Source organism: Paenibacillus sp. 01L418 (assembly GCF_056400045.1).
The window spans coordinates 1-11,900 of sequence record NZ_JBFTSN010000179.1 but is presented as its reverse complement, the minus strand read 5'-3'; the positions used below and the strand labels follow the sequence as shown (position 1 = coordinate 11,900).

14 protein-coding genes and 1 pseudogene are annotated in these 11,900 nt (G+C 41.3%); 9 read left to right on the top strand and 6 right to left on the bottom strand.

The genetic code is table 11. From position 1 onward, the window contains the following. Positions 1-14 precede the first annotated feature (14 nt). Positions 15-287 (bottom strand): hypothetical protein, encoded by a 273-nt coding sequence (locus AC1DSE_RS19935; protein WP_477511444.1) that lies wholly within the window; start codon positions 285-287, stop codon positions 15-17. A 202-nt stretch (positions 288-489) separates the two neighbouring features. Here AC1DSE_RS19935 and AC1DSE_RS19930 point away from each other — a divergent pair, with 202 nt between their 5' ends. Beyond that, positions 490-603 (top strand): hypothetical protein, encoded by a 114-nt coding sequence (locus AC1DSE_RS19930; RefSeq protein ID WP_477511445.1) that lies wholly within the window; start codon positions 490-492, stop codon positions 601-603. A gap of 100 nt (positions 604-703) precedes the next feature. On the opposite strand, the gene AC1DSE_RS19925 is transcribed toward AC1DSE_RS19930, so the two are convergent. Both AC1DSE_RS19925 and AC1DSE_RS19920 read right to left on the bottom strand, forming a co-directional pair. Next, a complete protein-coding gene (locus AC1DSE_RS19925) occupies positions 704-826 on the bottom strand; it encodes a hypothetical protein (protein WP_477511446.1) in 123 nt (40 codons plus the stop codon). Between the two features lie 567 nt (positions 827-1,393). Continuing rightward, positions 1,394-2,056, bottom strand: a complete 663-nt coding sequence (locus tag AC1DSE_RS19920; protein WP_477511447.1) for a hypothetical protein — start codon at positions 2,054-2,056, stop codon at positions 1,394-1,396. 179 nt (positions 2,057-2,235) lie between these two features. Here AC1DSE_RS19920 and AC1DSE_RS19915 point away from each other — a divergent pair, with 179 nt between their 5' ends. Beyond that, on the top strand, positions 2,236-2,484 hold the full coding sequence (locus tag AC1DSE_RS19915; RefSeq protein ID WP_339208868.1) for a DUF2642 domain-containing protein: 249 nt from the start codon (positions 2,236-2,238) through the stop codon (positions 2,482-2,484). Between the two features lie 445 nt (positions 2,485-2,929). Here AC1DSE_RS19915 and AC1DSE_RS19910 read toward each other — a convergent pair whose 3' ends face one another. Next, entirely contained in the window at positions 2,930-4,303 is a 1,374-nt protein-coding gene (locus AC1DSE_RS19910) for an MFS transporter (protein ID WP_477511448.1), read from the bottom strand. A 244-nt stretch (positions 4,304-4,547) separates the two neighbouring features. On the opposite strand from AC1DSE_RS19910, the gene AC1DSE_RS19905 reads away from it, so the two are divergent. The 4 genes and pseudogenes from AC1DSE_RS19905 (at position 4,548) to AC1DSE_RS19890 (ending at position 6,087) form a co-directional block, all read left to right on the top strand. Continuing rightward, complete coding sequence (locus AC1DSE_RS19905) at positions 4,548-5,027, top strand: MarR family winged helix-turn-helix transcriptional regulator (protein ID WP_477511449.1); 480 nt, start codon at positions 4,548-4,550, stop codon at positions 5,025-5,027. 168 nt (positions 5,028-5,195) lie between these two features. After that, entirely contained in the window at positions 5,196-5,309 is a 114-nt protein-coding gene (locus AC1DSE_RS19900; protein WP_083681988.1) for a sporulation protein YjcZ, read from the top strand. Between the two features lie 199 nt (positions 5,310-5,508). Beyond that, a pseudogene (locus tag AC1DSE_RS19895) lies at positions 5,509-5,931 on the top strand (NucA/NucB deoxyribonuclease domain-containing protein); the annotation flags it as partial. After that, on the top strand, positions 5,929-6,087 hold the full coding sequence (locus AC1DSE_RS19890; RefSeq protein WP_477528077.1) for an excalibur calcium-binding domain-containing protein: 159 nt from the start codon (positions 5,929-5,931) through the stop codon (positions 6,085-6,087). The pseudogene AC1DSE_RS19895 and the gene AC1DSE_RS19890, both read left to right, overlap by 3 nt. Before the next feature lie 45 nt (positions 6,088-6,132). On the opposite strand, the gene AC1DSE_RS19885 is transcribed toward AC1DSE_RS19890, so the two are convergent. Both AC1DSE_RS19885 and AC1DSE_RS19880 read right to left on the bottom strand, forming a co-directional pair. Then, positions 6,133-7,347: an MFS transporter gene (locus AC1DSE_RS19885; RefSeq protein ID WP_076268313.1), complete on the bottom strand. Its 1,215-nt coding sequence runs from the start codon at positions 7,345-7,347 to the stop codon at positions 6,133-6,135. A 50-nt stretch (positions 7,348-7,397) separates the two neighbouring features. Further along, positions 7,398-8,936: an FAD-dependent oxidoreductase gene (locus AC1DSE_RS19880; RefSeq protein ID WP_477511450.1), complete on the bottom strand. Its 1,539-nt coding sequence runs from the start codon at positions 8,934-8,936 to the stop codon at positions 7,398-7,400. 150 nt (positions 8,937-9,086) lie between these two features. Between AC1DSE_RS19880 and AC1DSE_RS19875 the strand changes: the two genes are divergently transcribed. From AC1DSE_RS19875 to AC1DSE_RS19865, 3 genes are all read left to right on the top strand, one after another. Then, positions 9,087-9,938 carry an MBL fold metallo-hydrolase gene (locus AC1DSE_RS19875; protein ID WP_477511451.1) on the top strand — a complete coding sequence of 284 codons (852 nt, stop codon included), beginning with the start codon at positions 9,087-9,089 and terminating at the stop codon, positions 9,936-9,938. A gap of 314 nt (positions 9,939-10,252) precedes the next feature. Further along, on the top strand, positions 10,253-11,308 hold the full coding sequence (locus AC1DSE_RS19870) for a DUF418 domain-containing protein (RefSeq protein ID WP_477528076.1): 1,056 nt from the start codon (positions 10,253-10,255) through the stop codon (positions 11,306-11,308). A gap of 261 nt (positions 11,309-11,569) precedes the next feature. Further along, positions 11,570-11,731 carry a hypothetical protein gene (locus AC1DSE_RS19865; protein ID WP_179089800.1) on the top strand — a complete coding sequence of 54 codons (162 nt, stop codon included), beginning with the start codon at positions 11,570-11,572 and terminating at the stop codon, positions 11,729-11,731. The last annotated feature ends 169 nt before the right edge of the window (positions 11,732-11,900 follow it).

Sequence of the window (11,900 nt, the reverse complement as noted above, 5' to 3'; positions counted from 1 at the left end):
CAACACTTTAGCTCTTAGGTGTCTTGAAGTGGATTGTTTTGAGAAGCCATAGCAGCAGCTTGTGCTTGTTGTAGTAATTGTTGTGCTGCTTGAATATCTTGTTGTTCTTGTTTCACTTGTTGTTGAGCCTGCAAAACATGTTGAATTTCCGTTTGCAGGAGCTGTTCCGCTTCTAGTAATTCTTGACTCTCTACTTGCATCAATTGATGCGCCACCTGAACCTCTTGCTGTGCTTGCTGCAATTGTTGATTTTCTAGAAAATCAGCAGCATCCTTTTTCACGCTCATTGAATAAACCTCCAATAATTATTGTTATAGTCCTTTATTGCCCAATAATTATAGTGCTCATATTTACATTTTTTATGCTGAAAATGATTTCGGTTTAGGTAATACCTGTCTTTAATAAGGACCAGTACATTGATTTATAAAATTAATCTAAGGATGTGATCACTCATGGACTCAGGTCTCTTGATCATATTCAGAGTTACTGTTGTTACTCTTAATTGGAACTGTAATTACTAAAATGATATTAAACAAACAATTACCTAGCAATAACTACACGCCTTTTAATTACATAATGGCTCAATCACCTGTGGAGTTTTAATAAGAAAAGCAAGAAAAAATAGTGAACGATACTTATGGTGATGATTAAGGTTAGTTCTTCAATACCCGATAATGTAGTAACCGTCAGCAAAAAATCTTCGTTACGCAACCAAAACAAAGAGGGCTTGCTCAGAAGTAGATCTATCTACGTTTGGAACAGCCCTTACTTTGTTTGGTTGATTTGTTTGGTTGATAAGGCTTTTCTTTGATTTCACTGCTTCCAACAATGCTCTCTCCTACTAGACCTATAGCTAACGAACCTAGCAGCTCTTATTTAACCCATTTATAAGGGATTAAAATTTTAACGAACTCCCGAGACGTTATTTCGAGAAAAATAACGCTTAACACCCTCTTTAGCAAGCTATAACGTCTGTACAGTTCGTTAAAACTTCAGAAAGGCAGTTTTATGCTTAATAAGCAGTATACAGTTCGTTAGAGATAGATGTGAGCTTAGGAAGTTATGCGATTTCGGTGAGATCAGTGAGACGAATGAGCGAAATGAATCCGAACGTGATTGCCGTCAGGTTTGGATAAAAGGGTTAGATAAAGAATAACCAACGGTGCAGGCAGAGTTCAGTTCCTGCTTCGCAGTTTGCAAAAGTAAATCTAAGACTGATGCGGCCTTCGCTTGCACATATTCCACTTATACAAGCAGCTATATACCACAATAGGAAATAGCGGTGCAGGCATAACCGCCAGCACCGCTATTTTTTAATGTTATCCAGCTTTTTTGTTCAAATCAAGCTATGGCAACAGCGAACATAACTACTTATGAAACGTCCTCTTTTCATTTATTGTTGAACATTAAACAACTGTTCAACTTTTTTAATTGCTTTATTCAGCAAAATAGAAATTAAATTGGAGGAGTAGCCAAATAAAAATAACATCACGTTTGTACTGCTCAAATCCAAGTTTTGAGTCTCGCCTGGCGTAAATAGTACTCCTAAAAACAACACAGGTATAAACATCGCTACGAGTATTCTAGTCATGCTTTTACTGTAAACGACCATGGAATCCGTTATGAAGTATAATAGCGCACCCATAACGCTAACGAGAAAATATTTTAAATAATTTGTTACATAAACATTTATATTTTGCATAGGATCAGCACTATTATAGGAATCGATAAATACAAAAAGACCCGAGTATATTAGTATACAGAAAACTAATAATATGTAGGTTACATTTAAGTTTAAACGTGTAGATAAGCTGCCGTATGCTAGGTTTTTCCCACTTTTGTGATCTGCTAAAATAATGTCCATTTTATCAAGATTGAATTTAAACAAGGTTAGTTTTCGTTCTAGCTTTGCAGAATCCGTTTCTTTAATCTTATCAAACTCCTCGTACAGCGATTGGCATTTACTTATGATCAAGATGCCAATATTATCGTACTCTTTTGCTCTCTCCGATATTAAATTAATTCTTTCCGCAAGTGATTCCTTTGTAATTCTCAATCTTTATCCCCCTGTATCTACTGTAGATCTCATCGGTTTTTAAAAATAGTATGTTATACCCAATTTATTACTTATATGCATGTCAAACGAATCGAATAATGATACAGGGCTTTAGCCCACTCCATGCACTAAGCATCTGCATATGATGGGTTAGAACCTATATTTAAGGAGTGGATAATTTGTATCAACCAAGCAACGTCAGTCCAGTTCAGAGTAATCCTGTTCAAATCCAAACCGTATCGGCCATTGATCCTTATGTAGTAGAAGCCCTCATGCGCTTAACTGGTCGCTGCGTATTACTCGAAACAACGAGGGGAGCAATCGAAGGATCTATCATTGACGTAAAACCAGACCATGTGCTCCTGCAATTACACAGCCGTCAGGCTTGCGTTCGAATCGCTGAAATTGTATGGACAATGCCATTATAAATCGAACAAAAGGGGTGCTCCCCTAGTAGGCAAACCTACTTGGCGAGCACCCCTTTTTCTTATGAATGCTGTTACTTTATTTTGTTAGACTGTGCATCGAGCATTCTCAAAAAAACCTATAATCATCCACTATTCAAATGGTATAATCCCAATAATTAGGTAAAGAAGGTGATGCTCCTGTTTTTCTCCAGCGAATTCAATCCATGGACGGCTTTGCTTCATTTATTCATTTCGTTGTTTGATACTACGCTAGCAAAATATCTTTTCTTCGGGCTCATGCTCCTTGTATTTGTATTACTCTCCTTAAAGAAACGATCCTATGGAGAAGAATCTCCCAAGATGAAAGAAGCAGAACAGGTCGCAGAGAAAATTACAAAATATACAGGTCGACTATTAATGTTTGGCGCAGCAGCATTTGTTGTATTTCAATTAACAAGGATATACATTATTGATTAGCTCGTGCAACAGCTTTAGCTGCTCCAAACTGCAGGCGATATATAACGATTGCAACAACAATTACAATACTTAGTACAACAAAAATATTACTGTACACATACGCTGTTGGATTCGTCACAACCGGATTTAAGTGAAAGGAAGATGAACCTTTATCAAGCAATTTGCCAATTAAGCTCATCGCAATGGCACCAGAGATAAAGTTGATCATCGACAACAATCCCATGCCTACACCCGTCTCTTCTTTCGGTAACGTCCGAGATATCGTATTCGACATCGCAATTTGCATGAAGGTTTGTCCAACATTGCCCGCTATGAGAATGAGCGCTATCACGTACGGAGACACTCCAATAAATGTAGATAAAAGCACGAAGCATGAGAAAATTAACAAAGCTGCGATAGAAACGAGTGTAAAGTTGCCGCGTTCGTCAGCCAATTTGCCGCCCCTGCGTCCCATGATTGCGGAAGCAATCGCTGCTGGAAACAGGACAAAACCAATGCTGCTAGGCGATAAATGATTTAATGCTGTTAAAAATTGCGGTGACATAAATGTTAAACTAAAGCTCATCGCTGTCGTTATGAAAGCTATAAACAACCCTATAGAGTAATTTTTGTTGCGGAATAGCCTTGGCTGAATAAAGGGATTATCCGTAGTTCTTATTCGGATAATAAAGAAAACGAGCAGTACAATCCCTGCTGCGAAGAGTAAGCCGCTGCTCTGCGTAATCGCAAGCAAGAAGAGCGCAACCGCCGCAGCAAGCAAGCCACCGCCAATAAAATCTATTTTCCCCGCAGTGCCTTTCGAATGATCCAAATATTTACGAAAGAAAGGAAGTGTGAGTAACGGAAGCAGCGATATGACAAACAAGAGCCTCCAGTTTCCTACACTTGTAATTAATCCTGCTACTACTGGCCCCATAGCACTTCCTAATGCAAGCCCAATTGCTGAGGTTCCTAGTGCCCTCCCCCTGTTTTCAGGCGAGAAATATCGAATGGGTATAATCATAGCCGTAGCTGGAAGCACCGAGGCGCCAGCTGCTTGCAGAATGCGACCGGCAATAATCATCCAATACTCGGTAGCAAGCAAGCCGATGAGCGAGCCGAGAGCAAACACGATTAGTCCATACGTCAGCAAATCCTTTAAACGATATTTGTCCGCTAGTTTTCCAAACACGATTGATCCAATCGCATATAACACCATATACGACGTCATAATCCAGCTCACTTGTGAAGGAATCAGATTAAACTCCTCACCGATTGCCGGAAGAGCCACATTAAACATCGTGCCGTTCATTACTGAGAATATTAAAGTAACAACGAGTACTCGCAGCAGCTTGTCCCCATTTTTAAATTCCGAACCAACCATACCATTCCCTCCAATAATTATCATTTTGATCCTATTAAAAATTGCCCTTCATTTTAGTGAGTATCCTCACTATAATATATTACTGAGGATACACACTAATATGAGAGGTGTCAAGATATGAAATACTGATATAGCTGGTATTAGCTAATAACGTATGCGAAGTTTTGCAACTTGAAAACAATCAGCTAAAATAGAAAATAAACAGCTCGGCGATACCGATTATACGTCGAACAAGGAGGCACTTATGTTTACGCACTCGGACAATCCCGTACCTATAGACATCATTCATGTATTAATGAGGACAACACACTATATTCAAAGAGAATTTGAAACACAATTATCCGCGCTTAACATGCCTTATCAAATTACCGGCCCAAGGCTGCGCCTTCTATCTGTCGTCTACAAAGCCGGGAAAATTCGCATGAATGAACTAGCCTCTGAACTAGGCATTAAAGCGCGTACCGTTACTGATTTTGTTGATGCTCTGGAACGGGATAAACTTCTTATCCGAATCCCCGATCCGACTGATCGTCGAGCTACGCTGTTGGAGCTCACAGAACTCGCGCAAGCCAATATAAGTCAAGTTCTAGCATTTCAATCGGAAATTGCAGAGCAATTATTAAGCAACTTCTCCACTGAGCAGCGTCAACAATTTTTTGACCTTTTATTGCAGCTCATTGAAAATAAGGATATCTCTAATCCTTCTGCACACGTTTTAAAATAAAGCGTATCCCATATGCTGAATTCCTAATAAATCACCAAATTCTCCATCACAAAAGGCTCTCATAGGCTAGTGACATATATATAATGTCTCTATGACAAACACCCAATCAAAAAGAAAAAGTGGAGCATAACCTATAGAATCTTCAATTCAAAGGAGGTGCTATGAAAAATGTCCGGTCACGTTGGCGGTGCTTTCACTAACACTGGTACGATTCTGGTCCTTTTCATCTTGTTGGTTATTATCGCTTGCACTTGTGGTGCATTCGGCGGTTACGGCAGATAACCCTCTAAACACTGAGCTTCTATATTATCCTCATACACTTCCTCCGAAGACCTACTCGATAGGTCTTCTTTTTTTCTCCGTTACATTCATTTTATATTCGAAATTATCCGTTTTTGCACAGTATTGTAAACCTCATCCTATCCGCGACTGCAAGCTGTATTGTATGATGGTTTCAAATGACTAGAAATGGAGACACATCATGAGATCATTGTTAGCCGCATTACTCACCCTTACGCTTATCCTCACAGGATGCGGACAATTCATTATCAGTTCTGATTCAAACCCGGCTTCCACTGCTTCAGAGTATGGAATGACGATCCATTTGCCTACTGATCGTTATCCAGAGACGATGGCGCATATTGCAGCAGCCATTCGTGCAGGTGCTTCAGCGGTTTGTACGATCGATCGAGATGGCGCTAACGCTAATCGTGAAGCCTCGTTACGGGGGATTCCAACCAAAAAGGGCTATGATCGAGATGAATGGCCGATGGCCATGTGCAAAGAAGGCGGTGCTGGTGCGGATATCGCTTATGTTTCTCCTAAGGATAATCGCGGCGCTGGTTCGTGGATTGGAAATCTTTTGACTGATTTAGAGGACGGAACGCGTGTATTATTCGTTATGGATGAAGCGATGGAGCAGCCGAAGCCAACAGAAGAAACCGTTTATTATGCCAATTGTGCAGCTGCTAAAGCAGCTGGGGCCGCGCCTTTACATAAAGGAGACCCCGGATACTCCTTGAAATTGGATCGTGATAAAGATGGGATAGCATGCAGCTAACCCATCCTCGAAATGCTTCGTGCAGCTGATCATATATAATCCTTCTCACGAAGCCGATTTCTGCTTGCTTGGCTTAATCGTCAGCAAGGCTAGTATGGAGCAAAGCAATGCAAATCCCGCAAACAAATAAAATAGCAATGCTTCGTTTTTCAGCAATACTGATGCAATCAATGGACCTACGGCTACGCCTATAAAACGCGTGCTGCTATACAGCGAGGTAATGGTGCCTCGCTGTTTTTTCTCTATCCCTTCCGTTATTAAAGCGTCCAAGCTCGGCAAGGCTAATCCAATACCAGCTCCGCTTATAAACATAAAGGTAATTAGAAAAAATATCCCTTTTGTATTGATGATTCCACAAACCAGCATCATCCCCGCAAGTACAGCAGTGCCGATGACAATAAACCACTTCATTTTCGCTTTGTTTTCCCCTACAATTTTTCCAGTGATGAACGAAGCAAGGCATATGGCGCTTAAAGGAATGGCTAGCAGCAATCCTTTCCAAATGCCTTCGATTTTGTAATGGTCCTCTAAGACCGATGACAAGTAATATAGAAATCCGAACATAATGAACATTGCAAGACCACCGATGGCAAAGGTTGCATAAAGCCAGTGCCCCTTCTCAGCGAGTATCGATTTAATGGATTGAAAAAACTTTTTTAAACTGCTCTCTTCTTTTTTCTTTTGCTTTGATTTAGGCTCCTTTACGAGGAAAATAACCCCAATGATTGAAATTAATGATATGAACGGAATAACAGCAAGAGGCAAGTACCATATAACTAGGGCAAGCGCCGAACCTAATACCGGACTGAGCACTTTTCCAAATGTATTGGAGGTCTCAATCATCCCAAGCCCACTGCTAACTTCCTCCTCACTCTCGAACATGTCACCTACTAACGGAAGGACAATTGGAAAAGCACCTGCAGCCCCAATCCCTTGTATAAATCTTCCTGCCAAAATGACCGCATAAACGTGGGAATGCATCAACCAAGCAGCTAAGCCTGATATCAGTCCTCCAATCGCTGCAATGGACAAGCCTATAATAATGACTATTTTCCGTCCGTAACGATCTGACAGATACCCAGCGATTGGAATACAAATAATCGAGACTGCAGCATAAACCGTTATGATTAAGCTCGACTGCACAGATGAGATATTCAGTTTTTTCTTCATTAAGGGCAATACGGGAATCAACATTGAGTTAGCGAGCGTCATAATTAATGGAATGGATGCTAAAGCTGCTAAGTCCCACTTTTTTTTCACAGATGTACTCCTTTCTTATTTGGAATGGTTTGACGTATCAGGGTTCATTTTTAATGCCGAAGATGCAAGGTTTTTAAAGGCTCTTCTGCAGGCCCCTCCATCACATCGCCATTAATCGCAAATCTAGAGCCATGACAAGGACAATCCCATGTGCGATCCCCATTATTCCATTCCACTTCACAGCCCATATGTGTGCAGGTTGTGTCTACGAGAAATAATTTTCCATCCTCTGATTTGTAAGCTCCTGCTCTTTTTCCATGCAAAAGCACGACACTGCCTTCATCCAGYGCCAAATCCTCCGGACGCTTATGAGCCATTTCGAGCTTGCCCGCGATAAGATGCTTCGCCACATCGGCGTTATCTACAATAAGATTCGCGATCGTTCCGAGCGACATCGAGCGTGAAGGCGCATAAAGCTCCTCATATGCATTATCCTTCTTCATAATTAAATCTCTAATAAGCAAAGCGGCGGCTGTGCCATTCGTCATGCCCCATTTACGATAGCCTGTCGCAACAAAAACATTAGTGGAAGATTCCGTTATTCGGCCAATATACGGGATCTTATCACCAGTAACAAGATCCTGGGCCGACCAACGATACGCAATTTCTTTTACCCGAAAATGCTGCTCCGCGTATCTTTTCAGCTCCTCATAATAATTAATTGTACAAATCCCTTGACCTGTTTTATGGCTTTGACCTCCAATGAGAAGCAGCCTTGTGTTTTTCGACGTTTCCACATAGCGAATCGAGCGCTTCGGGTCCTCAGCGCTTATGTACATGCCGCCTTTAATGTCATCCTCGACATGAATGCCGAGTACATAGGAACGATCTGCATGCATTCTTGAGAAATAAAACCCATGCCCATCAAAGAATGGAAAATGAGTACAAGAAACGACATGCTTACATTTAATTCGGTATCCTTTGCTTGTAATCACTTCCGGCAATGGGCCTGTTTCTACATCAATAGCTGTCGTATTCTCATAAATAAATCCACCTGCTTCTACGAACTTCCGTACAAGCTCATACAAATATTGCAATGGATGAAACTGCGCTTGATCCTGCATGATGACAGCCGCTTTGACTGGGATCTGCAAAGGGATTTGATTCGTGAAAGAGCCAGGAATGCCGATCGACGAATAAGCAGACATCTCGTTCTCAAGCTTAGTTATGTATGCCTCTGAATCGGTATAAACATACGCATCCTGTACGGAATATCCGCATTCCATTTTATGCAGCTTGATCGTTTCCTTAATGAATTGAAGGGCATCATTGTTCGCTTTGTAATATAATGCTGCCTTTTCCGCTCCAGCTTTCTGCATAAGTTCATCATAAATAAGATCATGCTGCGCTGTTATCTTCGCAGTGGTATGCGCCGTTGTTCCATTAAGAAGCTGACCCGCTTCTATAAGGGCAACTTTAAACCCTTCCTGAGCTAATAAATAAGCAGCTGTTACACCCGAAATCCCGCCTCCAACGACGGCAATATCAACTTCTATATTCTCTTCAAGTATGGCGTATGAAGATTGCCGGCTCGACGTTTCTGACCAGTAAGACTCCGGAAATTTGGGTAAATCATACGTTTTCTCCATGACCATCACCTCCTAGAAATAATGCACCTTAATTTGTACCAATTGCTATTATTTCATTCTAAAAATAATGATCTGCTTAAGCCAAAAGCATAACCAATAGTCATTTGGACAGTTTATACAAGAGAATGATGAAAAAGGAGGCGTTTTACGTTGGAGAGCTCATTCGAGCATTCTTTTGTGCCGATAACGACTTCTGCTAGTGGAAATGGACTTGCTTATCGGCCTGATGTTTATTGTTACTCAATCCAATTCGTCAATATTTGTTTTATAGGTGATCCAAAGAAACCAGAAGCTGGCTGGGTCCTTATTGATGCAGGCATGCCAGGATCCGCCCATAAAATCATTAAAGAAGCAGAGGAACGCTTTGATTCCGCTCCTCAAGCGATTCTGCTTACTCATGGCCATTTCGATCATGTCGGTGCCATTATTGAATTGATTGAACACTGGAATGTGCCCGTGTACGCGCACAAGCTGGAGCTGCCCTATTTGAATGGAGAATCCGATTATCCGCCCGCGGACTCCTCTGTACATGGCGGTCTCTTGTCTGAGCTTTCTACCTTCTTCCCCCATAAAGGAATTCACCTCGACGACAAAGTTCATCCCTTTCCAACAGACGGCAGCTTGCCGGGAATGCCAGGCTGGAAGTATATTCATACGCCGGGGCATACACCAGGACATACTTCATTTTTCCGTCCTGAGGATGGCACTTTGATTGCAGGTGACGCATTTGCAACAGTTAAGCAGGAATCGCTATATAAGGTCATCACACAGGAGCAGGAAATTAGCGGTCCCCCTAAATACTTTACGACTAATTGGAAAGCCGCCGAGCAATCCGTTAGAAATCTCAAAGATCTGAATCCGAATTTGGCGATTACCGGTCACGGGGAACCGATGTTTGGCGCAACCTTGTCTGATAATCTCAAGCTTCTTACGAAAAAATTTAAAGAAATTGCGGTTCCGGAGCATGGACGTTTTGTTCCAGACCATAACCAGATACATTAGTCAGTTTACTTAAAAATAGGACGGAGCAGCTGCTTAATCTGCTCCGTCCTATTTCTGTTTCTACCTATAGTGCATCTTACAATCTTGTCACCTTTAATGTCACTCTAATCGATGGCTGCCTATCGTTTTTTTCTTTATGATAGGAAATAGATTATTGAACATCAGAGGAGGCAACCACTTATGAATCAATGGTTAAAAACGATCAGAACTGTCGCTGCTGTAATTATTGTTGTAATCTTCACAGGGAAAGATTCCTTTTAAAATAAAGTCCAAACCATTTTATATTCAAAGTAAAGATTAGGAGTGTATGCTGCTTGAACCCTATTTCTGAAAACAAACGAATTGAAACGCTTGATTATTTGCGAGGTTTTGCTTTAATTGGCATTCTGCTTGTCAATATTTTGCCCCTTCTTAACGTAGCGCCAGCTGAAGCGGGGACTGCTAATTGGTATATGTCTCGTATCCTAGATTTGACGGTAGAATCGCGTTTCTATGTCATATTCACCTTTTTATTCGGCGTAGGCTTTTATTTATTTCTATCTAGAGCGATCGAGAAAGGCAATAACGGCTACCTTTTATTTATTCGCCGGCTTATTTTTTTGCTAGCCATAGGATTTGTTCATCAGAAATTCCATCCTGGAGAAGCCTTGTTTCTTTACGCAATTGCCGGCTTCCTCCTTCTACCTTTCTACAAGCTTAAACCAAAAATCAATCTGATTATCGCTTTAGCGCTTATACTTCCTGCCGCCTTTCTAGGAGGCAAACTATTGCTTATTCTACCCTTGTTTCTGCTTGGGCTTGCAGCTGGACAATATAAGGTGTTTCAACGTCTTGCAGAGTCAAAATCTGCGATCCGCAAGCTGCATTGGATCTCTTTTGCAATGGCCGCTATTGGTATCTTTATCCAGTACCGTATACTACCCGAGCAAAATGTTATGGTCATTGAAGAAGGCAGCTCTTCATCTGAAATGATAGCCATGCAAATTTACCAAGGAGCAGTCGCATTTATAGGTCTTCTTGTCGCTTTATTTTATGTCACTACTCTTGTACGGGCTGTTCAGCATCCATTTATTCGTACGCTGCTCAAACCTTTAAGCGCCTATGGCCAAATGGCTTTAACCAACTATTTAGGGCAAACGATTATCGTGCTTATGGCGGCAGCATTTTTTAATTTAAACGGTATGCTTAGCCCTATTCAAACGACACTGCTTTGCATCGGCATTTATATTATCCAAATGATATTCAGTATGATCTGGCTCTCCTTTTTCAAAATGGGACCGATKGAATGGATCTGGAGAATGGCCACCTATTGGACGATTCCAGCCATTCGTAACGAACGCTATTGTAAACAAACCGACAAACAATTTTAATGCTGCGTTAAGGTTCGTTTTTTATACTTAGAGACATCAACCCCACTGTTGATATATAGATCTAGGACACCGGCCCGCAGCGATGCGGGTCATTTTTTTGTTTGTTTTGGGCCGTTTGATTTCATACAGCAGCCTCTTTGTCCCTTCAATTTTTGGAACCATATCACCCATAAAAACGTTATTACCGAATATACTCTCAAGAAGTGACTGCTTGCGAAGGAGGTTTTGCCTCGGCAAAACCTAAGCTTTAGGAGGCGATTAATGATGGAAACGTTCGGCAGAGGCTGTCTTTACATTATTCTCGGTGTCTTGATCGTGATGGTGCTCGCTGTTATTGTTGGCGGTACAATTACCATTCCGTGGTACATTTTTATCCCCCTTGTCGTACTCGCTTTTTGGGCTGCATCCAAAAAAGGCAAATAAACTGCTCATTCCATAGCATGATTTCTAAACGGCACTACAAAAAGAGAAGCCAACGGATGATCCGCTGGCTTCTTGCTTATTTTAGAGGATGGAAGGAGCTTAAATCGCTTAACTAACTGCCTGCTTTCACCTGCGACAGCAATATGACTCCTGCGACAGCAATATGACT